This is a genomic window from Vibrio sp. Hep-1b-8 (assembly GCF_006124995.1).
Classification (GTDB): Bacteria; Pseudomonadota; Gammaproteobacteria; order Enterobacterales; family Vibrionaceae; genus Vibrio.
Genome location: NZ_QEWN01000138.1, coordinates 1 through 24,116, shown reverse-complemented (window position 1 = coordinate 24,116; position 24,116 = coordinate 1). Strand labels below are relative to the sequence as shown.

The following is a 24,116-nucleotide window of genomic DNA, read 5'->3' as shown; positions in this document are numbered from 1 at the left end:
ACTTGTCGTGAATAAACTTAAATAATAACAATCTAATAGAGCTATTTTTGCTTGTGGTCGCATTGTTTGGAATAAATCTCTGTGGGAATAAAATCCTTTTGGGATAGGTTCTAAGTGATAGTTCCTACATTGATTTCGGTATTATCCTACAGATTCGTTCGTTTATTGTTGTTATCATGTTAAGCAATTCAACCGTGTTTAATAAGGCGTACATGTGTACGAATATTTGGTGTAATAAATGAGAAATTTCTTTCGTGGGTTAGGTATAAAAAGTAAGTTAAATATTTCTTTTGTCGCTATATTAATTTCATTTTCTTCAGTTTATATCCTTAAGCAAGGACAAATGAACGACGAGATAGTCACTTTGTCTGAGATTTCTCACTCAGCACTCACCTCCATAAATGCAATTAATGACAACGAAATACAGCCAACCTATGAGATCAGGTTATTATTTCTTAAAGCATCAACGCGCAAGGAGTTCGAGAGTGAGTTTTTAAAGTTATTGACAGAATGGCGCCAAAACTTTGAAAAGGGCTTCATTGATGATGGTAAGGCAACCACTGTTGCTCGAAAAAATAAGTTTAATAATTACTATGAACATGCAAAAGAGCTGGTCAACTATAAGAGGAAATACTCGACGGATAGTGATGAATTTGACTTGTACTTGAAAAAAGCTGATATGTTGGCATTGGAATTAATTACATCACTTGCAGATTTTTCTGATGAGATGAATGCCAGTATTAGAAATGAATTTAAACAGTCAAAGCAAGATGTAAAGAAACTTACCATTGATAGCTATATAGAAATATCTATTATATTTATTGTTGCTTTAATTTTCTCTTGGTATATTTCAAATGGTTTATCAAAATCTATTAATAACATTGTTTTGGCTTTGCAAAAAATGGCAAGTGGAGATTTTACTGTTGTTAGTTTGTATGAAGGTAACAATGAAATAGGTCTTTTGTCGAAGTCTATTAATCAGCTATCAGAATCCGTTTCTAAAATTATCAAAACGATGAATTCGAATGGTCTTAATGTGGCTTCATCTGCGACTGAGCTATCATCGGTGATGCAACAATCAAAAGATAATGCGATACAAGAGCGAGAGCAGTTTAATCAAATTAGCGTTTCAATTACGGAGTTGTCTTGTACCGCTAAAGAGGTAAATAGCAACGCATCTCTTGCAGAGGAAGCATCGAAAAAAGCGCAGCAACATATTTCACTGGGTCGAAGCCGAGTTGATTGCTCTCAAGAAATTGGATTGAAGATCTCTGGTTCTATTCATGGCTCTGCCCAAGTGATGATGGCGCTGAAGGAACATTCGAGCAATATTGGTCAAGTAGTAGAAGTAATCAATGGTATTTCAGAACAAACGAACTTGCTGGCTCTCAATGCAGCGATAGAGGCAGCTCGAGCTGGAGAGCAAGGAAGAGGTTTTGCTGTTGTAGCAGATGAAGTGAGAAGCTTAGCGGTTAGAACACAAGAATCAACATCAGAGATTCAGAGTGTTATTGGGGCGCTTCAAGATCAAGCTGAAACGGTCTATAGACAGATTCAAGATAATTTAGAGTTGCTAAAAGAGAGTGAAGACATTTCTCAGCAAGTTTTGAATGCTTTTATGGATATCGACTCCTCTGTGCAAAAAATTTCTGAACAAAATACGCTAGTCTCGGCGGCTTCGTCAGAGCAGGTGCAGGTGACGGAATCTATTTCAGAGAACATTACGCTTCTATCTGGGCTCGTAACAGATAACAGCGAAAGCATTGAACATTGTTTTGAAGCTTCTGACGAACTTGCTCGTTTATCTGAGGATCAAAAGGAGCTATTAGGTCGTTTCGTTGTCGAGTAGCTTTGTATTCCAAGCACCTAGAGTCTTACATCTAGGTGCTTGTCTAGGTTACCAGTCGACGCCTTTGAGGGCTTTTACACCTGACTCAAAAGCATGTTTGACGTTTTTCACTTCGGATACCGTATCTGCAAGCTCGATCAATGTACGATGAGCGGCGCGACCTGTGATCACTACAGATTGCATCTTAGGACGGTTAGTCAGTGCGTCGACAACCTCATCTAAGTCTATGTAGCCGTAACTAACCATGTAGGTCAGTTCGTCAAACAGGATAACGTTGATCGACTCATCTTTAAGCATTCGTTTACACTCCTGCCAGACGATTTGCGCTGCTTCTGTATCGGCTGCTTTATTCTGTGTTTCCCATGTAAAGCCAGTAGCCATTACTTGGAACTCTACGCCGAGCTTTTCAAGAAGATTACGCTCACCATTGTCCCATGTCCCTTTAATAAACTGAGCAACGGAACATTTGAGGCCATGGCCTACTGCTCGTGCAATCGTACCAAATCCAGAAGTGGACTTTCCTTTGCCATTGCCAGTAATCACCAACAACAAGCCTTTCTCTTCCTGAGCTGCCGCGACTTTCGCATCGACCTCTTGTTTTACTTTTTGTTGCCTTGCTTTGTGACGTGCTTCTTTGTTGCTCTCAGAGACCATGGTTATTCCTTTTTTATTAAGTCACTTTGTGGATATGATAACCGATTCAAGTTGATGCAAACACCTACCAGTTTTATGGACAACTAATAGCTAGCGAGGAGGCTAGGTCGATGGCGAAGAGAATACTCGTCGTATGTATGGGAAACATATGTCGTTCACCAACTGGTGAAGCTATATTGAGAGCTAAGGCAAGCCAGCGAGGTATTGACGTTGAAGTTGATTCCGCAGGTACAGTTGGTTATCACCAAGGCAATCCACCAGATGCGCGTTCCAAAGAGGCGGGAGAGAAACGCGGCTATTCATTTAAAGGCATTCGCTCAAGGAAAATTGTTAGCAGTGATTTTGAAGCTTTTGACCTCATTCTTGCTGCAGACAGAGACAATAAAGCGGATCTTATTTCCCAGTGTCCGGCCCATTTTCAGTACAAGATTCGACTATTTTTAAGCTATACCAATTCAAGCTACGATGAAATTCCCGATCCATACTATGGCGGTGATAGCGGATTTGAGTTGGTGTTGGATCTCATTGAAGAAGCGTCTGAGAAAATTCTAGATTCTCTATAAACTGTCGCTCACCATTTTCAATACTTAGTGGTGAGCACTCTAAGCAGCCATCACACGACCACTAAAGTAGTCATTAGAGACAATATATTCTGTGTTCCGAATCAACTCATCTTGCACTTCAGCCCAATGGGTATCGTCATGCTCAAGAGCAGGTACAACACCAGCAACTCGAATATTAAATGGCGTTAGTTCACGAGCCCAGCTTTGGGTGAAGCCAACGACCATCGAGGCGGCATTGTCAAAACCTGATAAATCCTGATATTCCGGATGTGCAATGACATTAACAATCACGCCATTTTTCTTCTCTTGTCGCATGCGTTCTGCGGTTGCTTGACCAAAACTGAACATGGTTGCTGCCATTAGGGAGAGCTTTTGGGTAAACAATGCACTGGCTTGTTGATCAAAAATGTGTGGCATGGCTTCTGCCGTCAATGCATTAATTAATACATCTGGTGAGCGTTTGACGGAGCTATCCATAAAACCGAACAGGTCTTGAATTGAGCTTAGTGAATGATCTTGAATCGTGAACTGGAATACATTGTCGGAGATCTCACTGCACAGACGATAGGTCTGTTTTAATTGTGGATTGTTTACATCACACAAAACCACGGTCGCCCCAAGCGAGGTGAAGTGATACGCAAGAGTACTCCCGATCTGAGAACCTGCTGATGTGATTAAAACGACAGCTTTTTTTATATCCATTGGCTTCCCCCCCCATAAGCAATGTACGCGCAAAAAGGTGTCCACATATCATGGTAGATTAACTGTGACTTAGTTGTGAATAAGGTCAAATAACCTTAGTGAGATGGAAGGTTATTTACGATTCTTTGGCACTATTCACACATTGACGGGATCTTGCTAGTGGAGTAGCACATTTAAGACAAAAAACTGTGAAGTAGAATGATGGTGCTAAGCTTGTGCTTGAATTTGGAAAGTACGCTGAGCTTTGATTAATTGGTTATAAAGATCGATAGGCATCAAAGACTTAGGTTCTTTTTCACTGAGCAACCTTCGCTGATGACCCGACAGGTTATGGTAGACCTCTTCTGGCAAGTCATGAGTCTCTTCTGGCAGATAGGTCAGAGCGTCAGGTTTTAAGTAATGACACAGTTTTGCACTCGGTAAACCGGAGCTATGAAAGAGAGATGCTTGCTGGGCAGAAAGTTCATAGGAGCTTTGATCTGAGCGCAATTGTTGTGGGCCTTGCAACTCGAAGCGTTTGCGTAACGCTTGCTCACTGGTGTCCACTTGGTCAATTTTTTCCGTCGGCGTGTTGTCGCGAACGTCATCAGAGAACATTGACAGAATTAGCGCAAAGTCTGCACGACGACCTTCGTGTACGGCATGGTTGATCCCATTACCGAACTGAAGTTCGTTGATAATTGCTGCTTTGTCTAAAGTATGAATCTGCATAATGCCTCTCGAGTGTTGCTTTTATAGCGACTTAGCTTCGAAAAACTTTAGGAAAATCATAGTGAGAAAAGCAAAAAAGCCAGCGCAATGCTGGCTTTTAATATGACTAAATTTTAATCCTAGGGAAGATGGATTATTTTGCTAGGTTCTCTGCAACGAAGTCCCAGTTAACCAGTGCCCAGAAACCGTTCATGTAGTCTGGACGTAGGTTACGGTAATCGATGTAGTAAGCGTGTTCCCATAGGTCAACAGTTAGAAGTGGTGTTGTGCCTTCTTCTGTTAGAGGAGTCGCTGCATTAGATGTGTTTACGATCTCTAGAGAGCCGTCTGCTTTCTTAACAAGCCAAGTCCAAGAAGAACCGAAGTTGTTGATAGCAGAATCTGTGAATTTTGCTTTGAACTCTTCGAAAGAACCGAATGCAGCGTTGATTGCATCTGAAACTGCACCTGTTGGTTCACCACCTGCGTTAGGCGCTAGACAGTGCCAGTAGAAAGTGTGGTTCCAGATTTGAGCTGCGTTGTTGAAAACACCGCCAGTAGAAGTCTTAACGATTTCTTCTAGAGTTTTGCCTTCAAACTCAGTGCCTGGGATTAGGCCGTTAAGCTTTACAACGTAAGTGTTGTGGTGCTTACCGTGGTGGAAATCTAGAGTTTCTGCTGAGATGTGTGGTTCTAGTGCGTCTTTCGCGTAAGGAAGAGCTGGTAGTTCAAATGCCATTGCTCAATTCTCCATTGATGAGAAAGGGTTGCCCCTCTCGATTGCTTCCAGTGTTATTTATTAGTCATGGTCAGTGAATCACCAACCATGATCAATTTGCTGACTTGCGCTCTAGTTTAGCAAGTTTTTACTTTATTAAAAGCGCAGGGTGACATTTTCTATATGAAATTTCTTTATTAGTTAAGCTCAGCAAGTCTCAAAAGCATAACCTTGTAAATAACCATAGATATTATAGGCTTTTTATTCTGCGCTAATGGTTTAGAATGTCCAGAATATTTGCAGTAACTCCATTAAGAGGAAGCAATGGAAACTATCGATAAAATTAAACAGCAAATCGCAGAAAACTCTATCCTTCTATACATGAAGGGTTCTCCTAAACTACCTAGCTGCGGTTTCTCTTCACAAGCGGCACAAGCGCTGATGGCTTGTGGCGAGAAGTTTGCGTACGTAGACATTCTTCAAAACCCTGATATCCGTGCAGAGCTACCAGCTTACGCACAGTGGCCAACTTTCCCTCAACTATGGATTGAAGGAGAGCTTATCGGTGGTTGTGACATTATCATTGAAATGTTCCAGAAAGGTGAACTTCAGCCTCTAGTAAAAGAAGCGGCTGAGCGTGCAGCGTCTGACGAAGAATAATACTGTTTAAATTTACAGTTTTTCTTGATTTATAAGGGCCACATTCGATAATGTGGCCCTTATTGTTTTTAGCTAGTCCTACTTTATGTCACGTCTGTTTATCGCTGAAAAACCCAGCCTAGGTCGCGCGATTGCTGCGGCACTGCCTGGCCCTAAAAAAAACGAGCAAGGATTTATTCGCTGTGGTAGCGGTGATGTGGTGACTTGGTGCATCGGTCACTTGCTTGAGCAGGTAGAGCCTGATGCGTATGACGAACGCTATAAAAAATGGAATCTGGCAGATCTTCCGATTGTGCCGGAACAGTGGCAATTAAGACCACGAAAGTCTGCCAGCAAACAGTTAACCGTCGTCCGAAAATTGCTTAAAGAATCGAGTCAGATAATCCACGCTGGCGACCCAGATCGAGAAGGGCAACTGCTGGTGGACGAGGTGCTCGATTATTGCAAAGTAAGCAAATCGAAGAAGGATGCGACCCAACGTCTGTTGATCAGCGACCTCAACTTACCTGCAGTGAAACGCGCTTTGAACCAAATGCGCAGTAATCGTGACTTTATTCCACTGTCAATCTCCGCATTAGCTCGCTCCCGTGCAGACTGGCTTTACGGTATGAATATGTCTCGAGCGTATACCTTGCTTGGTCAAAAGGCTGGCTATCAGGGGGTACTGTCTGTCGGTCGAGTGCAGACGCCGGTACTTGGACTGGTTGTACGTCGTGACGAAGAGATCGAGAACTTCATCCCTCGTGACTACTTCACATTGCACGCACTGATTCCCTACCAAGATGGCTCGCATCAGTTTGATATCCGAGCGCGTTGGAAGCCAAGTGAAGCGTGTAAACCGTGGCAAGATGAAGAAGGGCGGGTATTAAACCGCAAGTTGGTCGAAAATGTTGCTCAGCGAATAGCGAATCAACCAGCCAAAGTGGTTGAGTCTGAGCAGAAACAGACGAAGCAATCAGCGCCACTGCCATATTCGCTTTCAGCACTACAAATTGACGCAGCAAAACGTTTTGGTATGAGTGCTCAGCAGGTTCTGGATACCTGTCAATCGCTGTACGAAAAACACAAGTTGATTACTTATCCCCGCTCTGACTGCCGTTACTTGCCGCTTGAGCACTATGGTCAAGCTAGTAGTGTTTGTGACGCTGTCGCTAACAATGCCAAGGAGCTTGGTGAGGCGGTAAAGGGTGCAAACCTTAGCCTTAAATCAAAAGCGTGGAATGATAAAAAAGTCGACGCTCACCATGCGATTATTCCGACGCCAAAGAAAGCCTCACACAATGCGCTTTCTGCGAACGAGATGAAGATCTATCAACAGATCGCAAGACAATATCTAATGCAGTTTTACCCAGCGGCAGTCTACGCCGAAGCGAAATTGGTGTTTGATATTGTTGGAGGAACCTTTATTGCTAAAGGTCGTCAGTTGGTGTCCGCTGGCTGGAAAGAGTTGCTGGGCAAAGTGGATGATGAAGATTCTGGGGTAGATACGGTTCCACCACTGCCTGAAGGTAGTGTACTCACTTGCCGTGAGGGTGAAATTAAAGATCGCCAAACTGAGCCGCCGAAGCACTTTACGGAAGCGACGCTGCTACAAGCCATGACGGGTATTGCCCGTTTTGTCGCAGATAAAGAGCTAAAGAAGATTCTTAAAGAAACCGACGGCTTAGGCACAGAAGCCACACGTGCAGGGATTCTTGATACGCTGTTTAAGCGCCAGTTACTGCAACGACAGGGTAAGTCGATTCTCAGTACGCCAGCGGGTCGCGGTTTGATCCACGCGTTGCCGAGTGACTCTACATTCCCAGACATGACGGCAAACTGGGAGCACCAGTTGCAAGGTATGGCTGATCGCAATCAGGCATATCTGCCGTTTATGCAGGCGCTACAGCAACGAATTGATGACCTGATGGCTCAAGTTCGTAGTGGTGACGTTCCGCAATCTCTACGTCACTTACCGCAAGTAGAGCGCCCTGCCTACAAGCGTAAAAACGCTCGATATCGCAAAAAAACTGCGACGAAAACGGCGCCTAAGTCCGGTTAGCCGAGCTGACGACCACAGCGTTTAAAGAGCTGCTGCCAGTAGTCAACGTGGCGGCGTATGGCTAACCGAAAAGCTTGATGGTTTTGCGCTAACGGATAAACATAATTGTGAATATCAGGTTGAGGAGCAAACAGAGTCAAGTTTGCGGATAGGTTCTGATAATATCGGTCGAGCTGAGCCATATAAGGTTGGACTTTGGCGACATACTGCTGTTCGAAGACATTGTTCAAGTACTGGTATTTTGTAGTATTGCGGTTGGGCTGGCAGAGAATACTATGATCATATTCGGTAAGCTGCAGCGTGACCAGATTGAGCTTACTGGTCGCCATGACAAGAGAGTAGCTTAGATTGCCAACGATGTTATTTTTCTCCAGTATTTCTTGAACGTCGATGGTTTTCTCTTCGGATTGATGGAAGGCGAGATTGAGTCTAGTTAGCGCTTCATTGACCTCCGATACCGTTTGACCAAGATTAGCCTCTAACCACTGACTTCCTTGTAACTGTTTTTGCATCGCTTCACTAGTAAAGAGCAAGTTCCACTGATGCAATGCCAACTGTGCGCGTTTGTGTGCCCCTATCTCTGCCAGCACTTGCTGTAATTCTGGATCAAGTTGCGGACTATTAATACAACGTGACAAACCATCCAATAGTGCATTTTGATAATCGTAGTTGCGAAACTCATCAGCGACTTTACCCAGTACGGAGTTTCGCTCAGCAATTAAGTTAAATAAGCCACACTGACGCAGTTGATAGCTATCGAGCAGCCCAATAGATATCGAGGGTATCTCAATATATAGGTCGCGCTTGCGAGGTAGATTGACATAGTCTTCCAATGTGCTCTCCACTTGGGGCGCATTTTGAACCCGTACCACCCGAGTAAGATAGTCATCGAAGAAAACGCTTGGGCGGTCAGATTGACAGGCGGTCAGAATCCAACAAGCCACGACTACTAACCCCAATGCCGACTTTGTCATTCTAATGCACCTTTGCTTGAGCGGTGTGAGACATATCGCTGTTCACGGTCTGCATATAGTCTGCCGGCGTTAAACCGAACTTAGATCTAAATCGTTGCGTAAAACGTTGTTCAGATTGATAGCCACACATAAAAGCGAGTTGGAGAACACTCCAGTTTCTTGTTTGCATTAAATTGAGTGCGTGATTGAGCCTCACTTCGGTAAGCACATCGCGATATTGGGTGCCTTCTTTTTTGAGTCGGCGCATAAAGGTCGCTCGACTAATCGCAAAGTGACTAGCGACTTCTTCTAATGGGTGAGTGTCACTCGGAGATTGGGCAAGATAACGAGTCAGTTGCTGGCTAAACGAGGTTTGTTCGCTACTAAACAGGCAGTGAAGCGCTCCTCGCTCAGCTAACTGCTGATAAAGTGGAGCCAGCCAAAGACGCTGCGTGGCGTGACTCATTGTTTTTAAGTCGAGAGTAAAAAGAACATTTAGTGTCTGTTCAATCGCTTTATCGTTTTTGATCCAAGATTGTTGAAGCCTATTGGCATTATCGTTGCTGAGTTGAATCAAACTTTGTGGGGCAGGGTGGTGAAAACTGAATACCCGAGATAGAAAAGCCCCTTTATCTGGAAGATTCTCAAAGCTAAATCGAGAAGATGCCTCGCACAGCAACAAGGTTGACGAGGCAAGATCTACCGTCCCTTGATTAATGAACAGCCTTTTACTGCCAGATAATATTTGAATCAGGCTAGGAGAGTGAATTGTCACATTACGGAGCTTTTGGAGCTGTTGTGCTCGAAACGTTGTCACTTGATAGAGGTGAGTCATCACATCTCCTTTTCGTTTAGCGAGTGTATGTGGCTGTCAGTGTCGCTTTGTCTAAAGCCATACTATTAAGAGTAAATCCTACTACGGCAGCAGGTGTGTCTTTGTTGAGCCCTAGTTCAGCTTTAGGCAGAGCCCAAACGGTAAATTGGTATCGATGCATGCCGTCAGAGATCGGAGGACAGGCACCACCAAATCCAACCGAACCATAATCTATACGAACTTCTTTCCCACCAAGCTCACTGATGTTCGCTGCTTTTGGCAGTTGAGTTGTTTCTAGTGGAATATCAATGGCAATCCAATGCCAAAAACCGCTGCCTGTTGGGGCATCTGGATCGTAAGCGGTGATAGCGAAACTTTTGGTACCTTGAGGAATCTCTTTCCAACTCAATTGTGGTGAAAGGTTACCTCCATCGCATCCCCAGCCGGCATACTCAAAGGTTTTCGCCATTGGATGACCTTCCTGAATATCGCTACTGGTGAGCTGTAATGCACTCGCGGCGCCCGAAAAAGCGATGCTGGTGGCTGAAAGTAACGCCAAGCCAAGTGTGTGCTTACTCATTTTCATATTAACCTTCCTTATCTCTGATGTTTAAAGTGTTTTTAACCACTACAGATTAGAGAAAGCGCAAGATGGTAACTAAGCAATAAGTATCATCATAATCTAAAATGTGATCAATTTTGATACTTATAGTGATTTGATAAGCTCTGTAAGCAACCTGAAGCTGAGCTTCGCCGGATTGACGACCATAACTCAAGCTGGATGCATTGATAGTCGTTGTTAACCTATGCTCTCACGCGCAGCTAGCCTTAACGGTAAATCGATTTTGTTGATTGGCGGACAATCAGCTCCATCGGCGGTAAACGCACCTCGTGCTTGTTGCCATTCAATAGATTGAGAATCGACTCTGCGCAGACTACTCCAATTTCCTCGACTATTTGACCACTGAAGTCGATGAGTAGCCTTGCAACCAAATAACCAACTGATAACATTAGCCGTAATCTTTGCTCAAATCGAACCAATATGATCCCTCTGATTTATCACTCGCTTTATTCACAATTAGCTCTACCTGCTGGGCATCGTTACCCTATCAACAAGTACCGCTTATTGTTTGAAGCCATTGAAGAACAAAGAGGGAAAGATCCTCAATGGCTCCGCAGTCTGCACTATGTTGAGCCTCAGCCATTATCACAGCAGCAAGTCAGTCAATGTCACTGCCCCGACTACATTGATTCATTGATAACCGGAAAGCTTGGCGTCACTAAAATGCGCCGAATTGGTTTTCCCTGGAGTGAGCAGTTGATCAATCGGACTTTAATGTCGGCTGGTGGAACTTGTGAAACCGTTCGGCAGGCATACAATAACGAGGTCGCGATTCATCTCAGTGGTGGCTATCATCATGCACATTACGATTTTGGCAGTGGCTTCTGCCTAATTAATGATCTGGTGCTTGCCGCCAAGCAAGGGCTAGATATAGAAGGTGTCGATAAGATTTTAATCGTGGATAGTGATGTGCATCACGGTGACGGTACAGCGACCTTATGCGATGGAGATGCGCGGATTATTACCCTCTCTTTTCATTGCGATAAGAATTTTCCCGCGCGTAAACCCGATTCGGATTTAGATGTTGCCCTGCCAAGAGACGCTGATGATACAGAATTTCTTTCGGCATTTACTTCCGTTGTTGAGATGGCGATCAATCTTCATCAACCTGATGTTATTCTTTATGATGCAGGCGTCGATATTCATCAGGATGATGAGCTAGGCTATTTAAATGTAACGAGTGAAGCGATTTACGCGCGTGATCAGTTTATGTTTGAGTTAGCGAAACAGAAGCAGATCCCCATCGCTTGTGTGGTTGGGGGCGGTTATCGAAGTGAGCATCAAGAGTTGGTTCCAATCCACATGCAACTGATTCGTGCGGCGATAAACACTTATGGACGTTAATAAGGAGCACTCATGGAGCATCGCATCCGAGGGGCAGGGCTATTGATAAAAGATGGTGCAATGTTGCTGCTAAAGGTGAAAGACTTTAGCGGTGAATATTGGATTCCGCCAGGTGGGGGAATGGAAGCTTGTGACCAGAGCTCCAAGGCCTGTGTGGTGCGAGAGTTTAAAGAAGAGGCAGGAATAGAGGTCGAGGTCGGCGAGCTTATCTGCGTCAGGGAGTTTTTGGAGACACACACCAATCGTTATCATGCAGAGTTTTTCTATCTTATCGACAGCTACCTTGGCGTTCCGCATACAAGAAACCTGCGTGGTCTTAATGATGAAAGGTATATTCAATCTGTAGAATGGGTCCCGATTCCCGAGTTAGTTGACTTACGCATCTACCCTAAAGAGCTAAAAAACAAGGCGCTGGATTTGATTGAATCAGGACTGTTTTCCACCCATCTAGGTAGTTACGTCCAAGGTCAGTATGAAAACATCAATCAACTATAGAACGGTGATTTGTAACTCTACGCCAACGACGTCAGTAGGTGGCTACTGTTTGAATGGCTATTCAGTCTCATTAAGTACATCTGTGCTACCTTTCTGTGCAAGATGATTTCTGAGGCTATAGAAACGAAAAAACCGCTGTAAAAACAGCGGTTTAATCTTTGAAAGTGGCGGAGAGATAGGGATTTGAACCCTAGATACGCTATTAACGTATGCCGGTTTTCAAGACCGGTGCTTTCAACCACTCAGCCATCTCTCCGTTGTTGAAGCGAATAATATAGAGGTTCACAAATCTTGTAAACCCCTAATTTTATTGTTTGCTTTAATATTGAGCGGTTGAAAGTAAAAAGGTGTTTAAGCGAGTGTTTTTTATACTTTAGGCTGCTTTGAGGCAATAAAAAAGAGAGCCGAAGCTCTCTTTTTTTAGGTGTATGGTCGGACTGAGAGGATTTGAACCTCCGACCCCCGACACCCCATGACGGTGCGCTACCAAGCTGCGCTACAGTCCGATGCCCATAATCTAATCTTAATTACGCTGTGGGTCAATCCTATAACGCTATGATTTAGTTGCTTTTTGCGTAAAAACGCTGCAATTCAGTCAAGCCTTGCATCAGAACCGGCAAAGTTGGGTTCTCGTCTTTTAGACGTTGGTAATTCTCGTCATAGAGTTTGTAGTTACCAAACTTATCAATGACTGTGGTGTCTTTGGTGGTAATTAAGGCTAAATCGCGCGAATCGCCTGCCAAGATCCATCTGCGTTTGCGTTCGTCAAACAGATTACGACCACTACTGAAATCACTTGGGTTCGACGATACGCCGAGTAAGTCTTGAAGCAGAGTGACCGACATATCAAGGTGGCTTGTTCTATGCTGATATTCAGCGGCAACTTTACCTGGCCAGTGAATGATCATTGGAACCTGTAACTGGTAACGACTGTAGTTTGAGTTTGAACCCCAGCTATTGGTTTTCGTCTCGTTAAACTCTGTAGCGTGGTTAGAGGTAATGATGATCACGGTTGAATCACTGAGCTCAAGCGTATTGATTTCTTTGAGCAACTGAGCGATCTCTAGGTCAGCCGTTGCCACCGATTTTTTATAGCCAGCGATCAATTTGTTTGCTGCTGACTGAGCTTCACCGCTGTCGTATGCGTTAAAGTTATCGACGGTTGTCAGTTCAATGTAACTAAACCAAGGTTTATTGCCTTGTTGTTTTGCCCAATCTGCCCAAGCTTGGATCGCTAGCGAGTCTGGTGATTGAGTGTCGTTAAAGGCAAGACCAGTAAAGTTCATACCGCGGAAAACCGTTTCACCGTAAAGAGGTTCATCAAAATTATCGCCGCTAAACAGACCGAATTGATACTGCTTTTCGATAAGAGTGTCTATAAGGATAGGCTTAGAGCCCTGTGCCTTAATGCTGCTTGAGTAGCTGCTAGGTAATCCATAGAACAGACCGAAGGTACCAAATGAGTCATTACTTGAGCTGTAATGGTTGGTAAAGTTCAGGTTCTGTTGCGCGAACTGATAAGCCGCAGGCATCGTTTCTTGCGTCAGTACGTCGGAGCGTAGGTTATTGACGCTAACAACCAAAACGTTAAGTGGGTTTACACGACGGTCAAACTCAATTTTTTCCAGTGGATAGCGTACTAGCTCGTTGCTATCTTGGCTTTGTTCTAAGCGCAATAAATACTCTTCGCGGTCAAGCAGCCCGTGTCTTTCCATGAATGACTTCGCGGTCATCGGGTAGGAGAGAGGGAAGTTCGCACGCTGAGCTGTGATTGGGTTATAAAAATACGCGTCAGCCCAGACATAAATCAGATGGCTTGAGATAAAGCTAACAAAAAACAGTGCCGCGATCGGGCGGCCAACATGTTTGTGCGACAACTTACGTTGCTTACGCCACACCCATTCAGATAAGGCAAGCTGCAATAAGAATATCAGTGGCAGGACGATAAATAAGTGCTGCAAGTCTACGGTTAGCGTCGATCCTTCATCGCTAAATAGCACTTCCCATACCACAGGGGTCAAGTGCAAATTGATGGTTTGGTAGGCTTGCGTGTCGACCAGCAGTACAGTTAAACCGACTGTTGCAAAACAGACCGCCAGTAAGCGGAACAGCTTACGTGACGGAATGATAAAGGTCAGCGGAAATAGAACAAGTAGGTATAAGGCAAAGACAAGGAAACCAAAGTGCCCAACCCACGATACTGCTAGGTAGAATTGTCCTAGTAGTGTTTCAGGCCACGGAGATTGAGTGATATAACGGGTTCCGATCAGCATTGCTGCGATGATGTTGAAAAAGGCAAACCAGTGCCCCCAACCCACTAACCGCGATACGCGTTCGCCGTATGTATTTCCGTTATCAACCATGTAAGTGTTCTATTATCCGTTATTGTTCTTAGTGTTTTTTAGTTTCTACAGAAGAAACAAGCGCTTCTGCGAATTTTTCAGCAATTGCTTTGCGTTGTGAAGCAGCAATATCGTGATTTAAGACATTGGTAGCGATATTACCCGCAATCATTAATGCAAGCTCTGGGCCAGCAGAATGTTTTTCAAGTACTGCGGCGATCTCCGTTAGGATTCGTTCAACTTGTTCGTCGCTGTATTTAGATGTAATCGGCATAAAGACTCTTATGATGATAGTAAAGCGGCTTATGATAACCTACAATGCCACGCAACTGAAACCTACGCAGCGATAAATTTCATCATGAGTCTTCATCTTTCAAACGTTATTCTTCATCAACTGCAAAAAAACGATGCCGATGAACTGGTTGTTAACTTTCGAACCGAGTCTCTCGCTAACGATTCTTCTACCGAAAATCTAGTGGCTGAACTGCATCGAGTGTTCAATTCAAAAGCAGGCAAAGGCTTCGGCAGCTTTAAATCAGACAGCGATTTTCAGGTCTGGTTGCAAGAATTACGTCAAGGAAATCAAAATTTTTATGATTTCTCCCAGCTCAGTGCCAACCGTCTGAAGGATGAGCTATCTAAATACCCATTTGCTGATGAAGGCATTTTGGTTATTGCTGAATATCAGTCACTGGCTACTGACTACCTTTTTGTGGCGATTATTCCTTCTAATCAGAGTTTGAAGGTTACGGAAGGGTTGGACATCAGCGCAACAGATTATCTTGATTTATCAAAAATGGATATTGCCGCACGAATCGATTTGACCAGCTTTGAGACGGACAAAGATTCCAACCGTTACCTCGCGTACATCAAAGGACGCGTTGGACGTAAGGTTGCGGATTTCTTCCTTGATTTTCTGCAAGCAGAAGTGGGTCTAGACGCCAAAGTACAAAACCAAGTATTGATGCAAGCGGTCGAAGATTTCTGTGCGGATTCTAAGCTCGAAAAAGAGGAAGTAATCAGCTACAAGAAACAGGTGGCAGATTACTGTAATGAACAAATCAAATCTGGCGATGAAGTTCAGGTGAGAGAATTATCTGGCGAGTTACCTCCATCACAAGATGGCACCAGTTTCTTGGACTACACACAAGAGCAGGGATATCAGTTGGAAGAGAGTTTTCCTGGTGATCGTGCCGCCGTACGCAAACTCACCAAATACGTTGGTGCTGGTGGTGGTTTGAATGTCAGCTTCGATAGTTTGTTACTTGGTGAGCGCATTTTCTACGATCCAGAAACAGACACGCTAACCATCAAAGGCACACCACCAAATCTACGTGATCAACTGACTCGAAATAGATAATTGGTATAAGAACTGGACTGACTGCAATATTTTGCCAGTTAGTCCTCCACTTCCTCTATATAGTGTATATTCTTGTATTAAAGGGAAATAATCTATTTAGGCGGGAGCATGGAAGGTAAGGCGCTTAAAATCGGGTGGTTGTTACTGTGTGTGTGGGTCGCTTGCATTGCAGTACTCGCAAACAGTTATCGCTCGATAAATGCGACGAAAGAGCAAATCTATGAGCTCGGCAGCAGTATTCAAGACTTGCGAGAGACTTTCTCGTTTGACACGCCTTATCGCGTCCATATGGCGGACTCGCAATCACTCGATCTACAGCTTATCTATGCTCTTCGATTACAAATCGATGCGCATTATCAGAAAAGTTGGTACCTACCAGATGTCAATCAGTTACTTTTTACTACCGACCGATTTATAGAGCAAACACAGATCTACTTGGATAACAATTTAGATCTGCTGACCCTTGTCGAGCAGGTTCGCCTTAAACGTGAACGATACTCAAATGATGCCGAATTATCGCTGCTCTATTACCGAATCAGTGCCAATGTTCTAGAAGCGATTTTCAGCGACCGGAAATCGAGTCCTAAAATCTACCGAGAATTAGACCAAATCTACTCGTTGTCTGCCCAGTTACCAAAGGACGCACGACGGGATTTACAACAAGTCTTAGCCCAGATTTCGTTGGTTTTAGGGGGGTACGCGCAAGGGCAGTACATCGTCGATAAACTGATGACGCACGATGTCTATGCTCAAATTGATATTCAAAGAATGGCCTACGATCAATTGTTGATGAAGCATATTTGGTTGGGGTTATTGATTACTTTGACTTTTATGCTGGCAGTATTACTGATGCTCCCCCTTGCTTATCGTCATACTCGTCAGGCGGGGTCTCAGCAGGGAGAGGAGTCAGAGCAAGAGGTCGAAGCCTCCACTGCCATCGAAGTTGTTCCGGATGATACGCCAGTAAGAAAAAACACCTTTCACAATGCATCAGATGAGCCTGAGATTAACTTTGAAAAAATGCTTGAATCGTTGAACAACGATATGGAATCGGTGTGCATGTTGTTGGAAGTGTTCATCGTGGACCACCATAAAGACGGTGAGCAGATTACGCTATTGTTGACAGATTCCCCTGAAGAAGCGCAAAGAAAAGCCCATAGTCTCAAGGGGGTGGGCGGCAATCTCGGCGCGACTAAACTACGTCAAGCAGCCAGTAAAGTAGAGGTGGCAATCAAAGACGATATTACTCTGGTGCCAGATTTACTAGATGAGCTGACTTGGCGTCTGGAAAGAGCGATCTCAGAAGCCAGACTTTTCTTAAAAGAGCATAATAATCAGTGAAATTGACGGTATACTGACTTTCAATCGATAAACTATCGAGCTTGTTTTTATTCGCTCAATCTGAGGTTTAGTTAATGCGTCGCTCTTCCGTCATTTGGTTGTTTTTAATGTTATTGCCATTGAGTGGCTGTTCCCTGCTTGAAGTTAAACTGGATAGTCAAACGACGCCGTTAACGCAGCAAGAACTTAATATGAGGCTGCTCACTCGTGAATACACCCAGCAGTTTTTTTCTCAGGTTGAACAAGCAGCGGATACTATCGCTGCCAATTATCAGCCTCAAGACAAGGTTAACCAATCTTACGTCTTGCTATGGAAGATCAACGCCGAAGAAGGGTTACAACGTTCAGCGTATCAAGTTTCTCCAACCGCAGCTCTGATCGATAGCTGGGTCTTCACGGAGCAGATGAATCAATTCTTTAACTCTGGTGCGGGTGGTGAGCTATTTGTTACATCCGATGCCAAGCAAGTCTCGCAAAGGCTATCTCAAGAAATCGATAACTTAGCCCACTCTTTGCTAAAGGGAAGTCGCTATAACACGACTAAAACATTTGTGGCTGAGTTTGCCGCTAAGCACCCATTTGAAGACTTAAGTTTTATTAGAACTCCCGCATATCGTGCTTGGTTAGAAGCAAACCAAATCAGTGAAAGTGACGCTGTCTCGACGTTGGGTACCATGCCTGAGGCGCTTGGTGATGTGTCGGACCGATTGAGTCTTGTCTCTGAGCAGACGCCAAAGATAATGACTTGGAAAGCGCAATTGATCGCGATGAACAGCAGTATTAGTGGTGAGCAGTTAACGGCGACGCTACAAAGTTTGCAGGCCACTTCTGAATCTTTTCAGGACTTTGTAGAAAACAACCCAGAGTATATGGAGAACCTTGCCAAACAGATGGCGATTCAGTTGCAGCCGCTGGTTAATGATATCGATGTTCGTACCTCGGCGCGCCTCGACCAATTGAGTCTTGAACGTCAGGCGCTAGAGGAGATGGTCGCTCGAGAGCGTGCAGAGATTGCTTTGATCGTCAGTGCAGAGAGAGAGAAATTTACTCAGGATCTCGATAAGGTGTCACAAGACGTGCTGACACTAGCGATGGACAAGTTGGTGGAACTGATTAAGAGTACCATTATCTATTTTGTCCTGTTTATCGTCGCGATATTCTTCGCACCTCTAGGGCTAGGTTACTTGCTTGGTAAACGAAGTGCGGTGAAGAAGAGTGCTTAGATGAGTTTCTAAGTACGAAAATGCAAAATAAGCGCCTCAGATTAGGCAGCTCCTATCACTTAACGTGTTCGCAACACACTGGATAGCAAACCATACTGTTGCGAACGACCCCTCTGTAGCAGTGGGGTATTTTCTGATTTTTCATCATTTGTGATGGTTCACAGTCTCCTCGGTGCATTTCTTGCTTCCGGGCAACTTTTTGCTCGACCTGAGCAAGATCTTGCTCGATTCGAGCAAAGGTGACCAAAATGGCATCGCCTTCACCCGCACTCGCTTGAGTTATCTGCGCCGTAACGCCCAGTTAGCCAAAGGCAAAAGCAACGAATTGTTGCTCCGCTCAGGGTATAAATTTACCTTGAGTGACCACCTCAACACATCCTTTAATCGCGCTTGGCTGCTGGTTCAAGTCAATCACCAAGGCGAACAGGCTCAAGCACTCGAGGAAGAGGGCACTCAAGGCAAGACGACCTACGCCAACCAATGGCAAGCCATCCCCGCTCATCTCAATTGGCAAGCGCAGCCCGAGACCAAACCAACCGTTGATGGCCCCATGATCGCGACGGTCGTTGGCCCTGAGGGAGAGGAAATCTTCTGTGACGAACATGGTCGCGTGAAAGTCCATTTCCACTGGGATCGCGAAGAGAGAAACCCTGAACATCGTTCATGTTGGGTGCGAGTCTCTCAAGGTTGGGCGGGCAGTCAATATGGCATGGTCGCTTTACCTCGTATTGGGCACGAAGTGATTGTCTCATTTCTTAATGGTGACCCTGATCAGCCCATCATCACGGGGCGCACCTATCATGCGGTCAATAAACCGCCTTATGTTCTGCCCAACAACAAAACCAAAACCGTCCTGCGCAGTGAGACCCACCAAGGGCAAGGCTTTAACGAACTGAGTTTTGAAGACCAAGCAGACCAAGAGCAAGTCTATCTTCATGCGCAGAAGGATTTTGACTCGATAGTGCTGAATGACATGACCACTCATGTCAAGCGCGACCAACATATCACGATCGATAACGACCACTTCACTCAGATTAAAAACAGCCACAACCTCACCATTGACGGAGAGAGTCGCACTCTGGTCAAACAAGACGCCACCTCGATTGTAGAAGGGAATCTGCACCAAAAAATCGCTCAGTTGCATGCATTTGAAATTGGCAATGAACTCCACATCAAAGCCGGTATGAAGGTCGTTATCGAAGCGGGCTCTGAAATGACTTTGAAAGCCGGTGGCAGCTTTATAAAACTAGACGCGTCTGGTGTTAGCTTGGTTGGCCCTAGCGTGAATTTAAACTCGGGCGGTAGCCCAGGTAGTGGCAGTGGTTATGGCGGAGAGATAAGCAAGCTGCCAAATGGTTTAGAAACACAAACGCCCCCACAACCGATAACGTTGCCAGCACAAGCTACTGTGGACGCTAATACCTCATTGCTCAAACCCTGTGAGCAAGGAAAGATAAAATGAAACAGTTGAATATTACCCAATGGCTATATGAACAACGCGAGCTAAACAAAGGCCTCTACGCCATTGTCGACCCACGGTCCCCCCACCAACCTCAGGTCGCTTTCTACCAGTGCGGTGGCGAAGATGGTGGGCCACTAATGAGCTTAGATACTCTGACCAATCCAGAAGATGGCCCTTGGTTACTTCCTGTTAACGCACAGTTTATAGAATGGTGGCAGCAAGATGACCATGCACAAAGCGGTATTATTGTCAGTACCGATTCTGTTCAAAAAGAGCTTCGCGCCCATTTTGCGAGCCTGTTTCAAGCAATGTTACTTGGTGAACGCGTCTTTTTTTCTTTCTATAACCCCGGTTATATTGGCGCAATGCTGCCGCGTTTATTCCCTGAAGAAGTCAGTCAGTTACTCAGGAATCACAGCGTATTAATCCGCTACAATCAGCAGTGGCAAAGCTGGCAAGCAGACACCCCCACCCAGCAAACTTTGGCTCAAGATCAAAATACGCCTTGGTGGATAATTAAAGAGCACCACATTGATAACACAGCTAATGTACCATTGCTGAGTCGTAACGTAGAAAGCTGGCTCTGGCAGAATCAGTCTCAACTGATGGAAACAAGAATTGACCACAACATGCCGCACTTTGATAGCGCCTTCCAAGCTCATTTTACGGCATTGGAATTAGCACCAGATAGTCAAAAGCAGACCCTACAAGAGAGAACACTAACGGCAAGTATTATCACTACCCATAAGCAAGCCTTCCTGAATCAGGTGTCGATTCAAAAAACCATTGTTGGACTGCGAGATGATGAATTGCTGTTTGGATTAAAAACCCTGTATCACCAATTGCAAGGAGAAGCGTAATGGCGATTGAAATGTACAATCACTGCGTATTGTGTAACCCCGCAGTCAATTGGTTAGAGGTTGAGTTTCGTAGCGAAAACGATGAACCGATAAATGACTTAAAGGTGACCATTACTAACCCCAGCACGCTAGAAACGCATCAACAGACCAGTCGCCAAGGGAACTGTAATTTTGCCAATCTGGCCGCAGGGGAGTGGGTGATCAGCGTCGAAACAGAAAACCTGTTAGCCACGGTAGAACAGTATAAGAGTCGCAACGAACAGACCCCGTCGCCAGTTGAATCAAGAGCAGAGTTAGAGCTGGGTGCGGTTCATCAAAACCGTAAAAAATACGCCTTAGTGAGCGTGGGTGATTTGTGGTCAACCCCACCTCAAGATTCGTTCTTGACCGAGCACCATAGCGCACTCAAAGCCAATGCACGTAAAGATATTAAAGGGGTTCGTGCCTCACACAACACCACCCATGTGCTCGAGATAAAAGCCCTACGCAGCTATATGCCAATGATTGTTGATACCGATGGGTTCAACTTGGTGAATAGTTACACTTTTGCTTTGTTGTCGAAACTGGCGTATGCCACAGATAAATTCAACATAGATGATGGGAAATCACTGGATACAAACGGTTCTATTGATACCGTAACAACGCAATTAAAGACTAGGAAAGTCCCCAAAAATTGTAGCAATCTAGCAACAAAATGGATTGTGCAAGAAATCCCATATAGCCAAGCACTTAACTACAATTATTATGCTGATGAAGATGTAGGCGCTGAAGGGTACATTTTGTTTAATGATGATATCGCGATAATCGGCATACGAGGCACAGAGCCATATTTTGAGAACAGAAATAGAGTAGAAGACACTCATTTTCTCAAAATTGTCAAAGCCGCTTCTGGGATAGAAGTTCTGTTGGTAGATAAATTAGGCGACACAATTCAATCCCCCTTCGTACAGGACATGGTAAAGACCAATTTTGATCTCGCACAAATTGCTCCTCCTGAGTTTGGGGGAACTTATTTGCATCGCGGATTTTATCAATATGCTATGGCGTTATGGAAATCAATTGATGATGCAATACTCAAGCATCATAACAAAAAGAAAATATATGCTTGTGGACATAGCTTAGGCGGTGCAGCAGCGCTGATCATGAGCGCATTAATACAAGATACCTATTCGCCATCAACATTGCGTTTGTACACTTACGGAATGCCGCGCACAGGAACGCGAAGTTTTGTCGAGCGTTACCGCGATATTGTCCATTATCGGTATGTTAATAATCACGATCTCGTTCCCCAAATCCCGATGACATGGGCTAATACAAACCCAACCGAAGGTCTCGAACTGTCTGACATTTTCAATAGCAGTGTGAATTTAGCCAAAAAAATGATCATGGATAACGATGATGATAACTATCTTCATCATGGTTCCCTATCTCAATTGATCACGTATGATGAGCCCAAGCAGGTACTGTTATCGCCACGACAGACTCAAATCACCATGCTAGATATTGCTAAGATGGCCGAAAATGATTCCTATGCATTAGTGGATGGTTTGACCGATGCTTCAATCGCTGAACACGGTATGGAGGTTTATATCCCTAACCTGTTCGCTCAACTGCAAGCACTCAGTAAAGAAAGTTTGTATGACAATTATCAAGGCACGATCAATTACCTCTCAAATACCATCGACGATTTACAACAACGCAACTTGAAGGCTAAGTACGAGTTAGCCGAAACGTTAGGCAAACCCTACTCGCCCACTAATCAAGCTTATCTTGCCCGCTTAAGACAAGAGATATCGATCTGCGAACAATTAGTGCACAATCATCATCAGGTCAGACACGAATTAACCGCGACTCTAAACAACCCTGAGCGGTATCCGCTCAGTTTACTGCTGATGTCTAATCAATCCTTACCTGATGAAATTAAGGAACAATTAAAATGACGCTATCGACTAAACAAACAAGGTTGGGGATAAACCTCACGCTGCTTGTATTTCTTGTTGGTATAGGTTGTAGTCTTTACTCAGCACAGAATGCAAATCCGCAAGAGTCGATTCGAGTAGCAGGTTCAAAGCCAACCGATGCAACTGTAAAAGTGTGGGCAAACTATTGGGTATATGGTGATGACTGTGAATCCTACTCTTATGATATGTTTGGCCAAAAAGCCCATCGAGGAGGAAAGATCACTACATTCTTTACTCCGAGTAACGATGTAAGTGATGACCGTTATCAGTTCACCGTGCCATACTCAACTTACACAAACAGTAAAAATTGCGTGGTCGAATTACGAGATATCAAGGTCGAAGCCTATAACGCATTTGATACTGTAGGTTTTGCCCAACTACGTATTCACCAATCAGGCACAAAATATTACAACAAACCGATAGGCTTAGATTCTACAATCGAAGCTAAAAAATGCGAGCCCTTTTATTCTGCAAAATATAATAGATGGACGAATGGGTTTGGTTGCTTTTATTACGTTAATGGTGAAAAGAAATCAAAAGACCAAGAGTTTAACGCAGAAACTGTCTACTTTGATTTCTCTCAGTTCAGTAGCGATACGGTGATTCACTACGATATTTTAGCTGGTAAAGAGTATCGTAGTACCCCGTTAGATCCAGAGACTGGCAAGTGACTCGGTTAACTAAGCGACAATTCATAGAGAGGAGTGTCGCATTGGTTCTGGTTTCAGTGAGCGCACTTTCTGGGTTGTACTCGATACTGAACACTACCGAGCAAGAATCTATTCTGGTTACGGGCTTAAAACCAACCGATGCAACCGTAAAAGTGTGGGCAAACTATTGGGTATATGGTGATGACTGTGAATCCTACTCTTATGATATGTTTGGCCAAAAAGCCCATCGAGGAGGAAAGATCACTACATTCTTTACTCCGAGTAATGATGTAAGTGATGACCGTTATCAGTTCACCGTGCCATACTCAACTTACACAAACAGTAAAAATTGCGTGGTCGAATTACGAGATATCAAGGTCGAAGCCTATAACGCATTTGATACTGTAGGTTTTGCCCAACTACGCATTTATCAATCAGGAACAAAATATTACAACAAACCGATAGACTTAAATTCTGCAATTAAAGCGAAAAATTGTGACGCCTTTTTACATCAATGGAAAGACAAGACCTGGTCGGGTGGGCTAGGTTGCCATTATTCCGTTAATGGTGAAAAGATATCCAAAAAACAGGAGTTTAACGCAGAAACTGTCTACTTTGATTTTTCTCAGTTTAGTAGCGATACGGTGATTCACTACGATATTTTAGCTGGTAAAGAGTATCGTAGTACCCCGTTAGATCCAGAGACTGGCAAGTGACTCGGTTAACTAAGCGACAATTCATAGAGAGGAGTGTCGCATTGGTTCTGGTTTCAGTGAGCGCACTTTCTGGGTTGTACTCGATACTGAACACTA

At 44.3% G+C, this 24,116-nt stretch carries 22 protein-coding genes, 2 tRNA genes and 2 pseudogenes; 14 read left to right on the top strand and 12 right to left on the bottom strand.

Annotated features, from left to right (window positions below; translation table 11 throughout):
* The first annotated feature begins 238 nt into the window (after positions 1–238).
* On the top strand, positions 239–1,849 hold the full coding sequence (locus DA100_RS19175) for a methyl-accepting chemotaxis protein (RefSeq protein WP_138973592.1): 1,611 nt from the start codon (positions 239–241) through the stop codon (positions 1,847–1,849).
* Positions 1,850–1,897: 48 nt separating this feature from the next.
* On the opposite strand, the gene cobO is transcribed toward DA100_RS19175, so the two are convergent.
* Positions 1,898–2,503: a cob(I)yrinic acid a,c-diamide adenosyltransferase gene (gene cobO, locus DA100_RS19170; RefSeq protein ID WP_138973591.1), complete on the bottom strand. Its 606-nt coding sequence runs from the start codon at positions 2,501–2,503 to the stop codon at positions 1,898–1,900.
* A gap of 110 nt (positions 2,504–2,613) precedes the next feature.
* On the opposite strand from cobO, the gene DA100_RS19165 reads away from it, so the two are divergent.
* Positions 2,614–3,066: a low molecular weight phosphotyrosine protein phosphatase gene (locus DA100_RS19165; RefSeq protein ID WP_240800961.1), complete on the top strand. Its 453-nt coding sequence runs from the start codon at positions 2,614–2,616 to the stop codon at positions 3,064–3,066.
* 39 nt (positions 3,067–3,105) lie between these two features.
* Here the strand turns inward: DA100_RS19165 and DA100_RS19160 are convergent, their stop codons facing one another.
* The 3 genes from DA100_RS19160 to sodB all read right to left on the bottom strand — a co-directional run bounded on the left by DA100_RS19160 (position 3,106) and on the right by sodB (position 5,197).
* On the bottom strand, positions 3,106–3,768 hold the full coding sequence (locus DA100_RS19160) for an SDR family oxidoreductase (protein WP_138973590.1): 663 nt from the start codon (positions 3,766–3,768) through the stop codon (positions 3,106–3,108).
* Positions 3,769–3,975: 207 nt separating this feature from the next.
* Complete coding sequence (locus tag DA100_RS19155; protein ID WP_138973589.1) at positions 3,976–4,479, bottom strand: VC2046/SO_2500 family protein; 504 nt, start codon at positions 4,477–4,479, stop codon at positions 3,976–3,978.
* Between the two features lie 133 nt (positions 4,480–4,612).
* Complete coding sequence (gene sodB, locus DA100_RS19150) at positions 4,613–5,197, bottom strand: superoxide dismutase [Fe] (RefSeq protein WP_138973588.1); 585 nt, start codon at positions 5,195–5,197, stop codon at positions 4,613–4,615.
* 303 nt (positions 5,198–5,500) lie between these two features.
* Here sodB and DA100_RS19145 point away from each other — a divergent pair, with 303 nt between their 5' ends.
* Positions 5,501–5,836, top strand: a complete 336-nt coding sequence (locus DA100_RS19145) for a Grx4 family monothiol glutaredoxin (protein WP_138973587.1) — start codon at positions 5,501–5,503, stop codon at positions 5,834–5,836.
* Between the two features lie 85 nt (positions 5,837–5,921).
* Positions 5,922–7,877, top strand: coding sequence for a DNA topoisomerase III (locus DA100_RS19140; protein WP_138973586.1), 1,956 nt, complete (start codon positions 5,922–5,924; stop codon positions 7,875–7,877).
* Here the strand turns inward: DA100_RS19140 and DA100_RS19135 are convergent.
* The 4 genes and pseudogenes from DA100_RS19135 to DA100_RS19120 all read right to left on the bottom strand — a co-directional run.
* Entirely contained in the window at positions 7,874–8,851 is a 978-nt protein-coding gene (locus DA100_RS19135) for a DUF3080 domain-containing protein (RefSeq protein ID WP_138973585.1), read from the bottom strand. The genes DA100_RS19140 and DA100_RS19135 overlap by 4 nt on opposite strands.
* A gap of 1 nt (position 8,852) precedes the next feature.
* Positions 8,853–9,665 carry a helix-turn-helix domain-containing protein gene (locus tag DA100_RS19130; RefSeq protein ID WP_138973584.1) on the bottom strand — a complete coding sequence of 271 codons (813 nt, stop codon included), beginning with the start codon at positions 9,663–9,665 and terminating at the stop codon, positions 8,853–8,855.
* A 16-nt stretch (positions 9,666–9,681) separates the two neighbouring features.
* Positions 9,682–10,230 (bottom strand): YbhB/YbcL family Raf kinase inhibitor-like protein, encoded by a 549-nt coding sequence (locus DA100_RS19125; protein ID WP_138973583.1) that lies wholly within the window; start codon positions 10,228–10,230, stop codon positions 9,682–9,684.
* Positions 10,231–10,472: 242 nt separating this feature from the next.
* A pseudogene (locus DA100_RS19120) lies at positions 10,473–10,604 on the bottom strand (LacI family transcriptional regulator); the annotation flags it as partial.
* An 82-nt stretch (positions 10,605–10,686) separates the two neighbouring features.
* On the opposite strand from DA100_RS19120, the gene DA100_RS19115 reads away from it, so the two are divergent.
* Together DA100_RS19115 and DA100_RS19110 are read left to right on the top strand one after the other, a co-directional pair.
* Entirely contained in the window at positions 10,687–11,610 is a 924-nt protein-coding gene (locus tag DA100_RS19115; protein ID WP_138973582.1) for a histone deacetylase, read from the top strand.
* Between the two features lie 12 nt (positions 11,611–11,622).
* Positions 11,623–12,105: an NUDIX domain-containing protein gene (locus DA100_RS19110; protein ID WP_138973581.1), complete on the top strand. Its 483-nt coding sequence runs from the start codon at positions 11,623–11,625 to the stop codon at positions 12,103–12,105.
* A 165-nt stretch (positions 12,106–12,270) separates the two neighbouring features.
* Here DA100_RS19110 and DA100_RS19105 read toward each other — a convergent pair.
* The 4 genes from DA100_RS19105 to DA100_RS19090 form a co-directional block, all read right to left on the bottom strand.
* Positions 12,271–12,361, bottom strand: a tRNA-Ser gene (locus DA100_RS19105).
* 173 nt (positions 12,362–12,534) lie between these two features.
* Positions 12,535–12,611 (bottom strand) — tRNA-Pro (locus tag DA100_RS19100).
* A gap of 54 nt (positions 12,612–12,665) precedes the next feature.
* Complete coding sequence (locus tag DA100_RS19095; protein ID WP_138973580.1) at positions 12,666–14,468, bottom strand: DUF3413 domain-containing protein; 1,803 nt, start codon at positions 14,466–14,468, stop codon at positions 12,666–12,668.
* A 28-nt stretch (positions 14,469–14,496) separates the two neighbouring features.
* Complete coding sequence (locus DA100_RS19090) at positions 14,497–14,721, bottom strand: YejL family protein (RefSeq protein WP_138973579.1); 225 nt, start codon at positions 14,719–14,721, stop codon at positions 14,497–14,499.
* 84 nt (positions 14,722–14,805) lie between these two features.
* Here DA100_RS19090 and yejK point away from each other — a divergent pair, with 84 nt between their 5' ends.
* The 8 genes and pseudogenes from yejK (at position 14,806) to DA100_RS19050 (ending at position 24,020) form a co-directional block, all read left to right on the top strand.
* Positions 14,806–15,807, top strand: coding sequence for a nucleoid-associated protein YejK (yejK, locus tag DA100_RS19085; protein ID WP_138973578.1), 1,002 nt, complete (start codon positions 14,806–14,808; stop codon positions 15,805–15,807).
* Positions 15,808–15,915: 108 nt separating this feature from the next.
* Entirely contained in the window at positions 15,916–17,148 is a 1,233-nt protein-coding gene (locus DA100_RS19080; RefSeq protein WP_138973577.1) for an Hpt domain-containing protein, read from the top strand.
* Between the two features lie 74 nt (positions 17,149–17,222).
* On the top strand, positions 17,223–18,371 hold the full coding sequence (locus tag DA100_RS19075) for a chemotaxis protein (RefSeq protein ID WP_138973576.1): 1,149 nt from the start codon (positions 17,223–17,225) through the stop codon (positions 18,369–18,371).
* 235 nt (positions 18,372–18,606) lie between these two features.
* Positions 18,607–19,833 (top strand): annotated as a pseudogene (tssI, locus tag DA100_RS19070) (type VI secretion system tip protein TssI/VgrG); the annotation flags it as partial.
* Complete coding sequence (locus tag DA100_RS19065) at positions 19,830–20,693, top strand: DUF4123 domain-containing protein (RefSeq protein WP_138973575.1); 864 nt, start codon at positions 19,830–19,832, stop codon at positions 20,691–20,693. The pseudogene tssI and the gene DA100_RS19065, both read left to right, overlap by 4 nt.
* Positions 20,694–20,698: 5 nt before the next feature.
* Positions 20,699–22,633 carry a lipase gene (locus DA100_RS19060; protein WP_138973630.1) on the top strand — a complete coding sequence of 645 codons (1,935 nt, stop codon included), beginning with the start codon at positions 20,699–20,701 and terminating at the stop codon, positions 22,631–22,633.
* Positions 22,630–23,325 carry a hypothetical protein gene (locus DA100_RS19055; protein ID WP_138973574.1) on the top strand — a complete coding sequence of 232 codons (696 nt, stop codon included), beginning with the start codon at positions 22,630–22,632 and terminating at the stop codon, positions 23,323–23,325. Before DA100_RS19060 ends, DA100_RS19055 begins: the two co-directional genes overlap by 4 nt.
* On the top strand, positions 23,322–24,020 hold the full coding sequence (locus DA100_RS19050) for a hypothetical protein (protein WP_171052262.1): 699 nt from the start codon (positions 23,322–23,324) through the stop codon (positions 24,018–24,020). The genes DA100_RS19055 and DA100_RS19050 overlap by 4 nt, the downstream gene beginning before the upstream one ends.
* Positions 24,021–24,116: the final 96 nt, after the last annotated feature.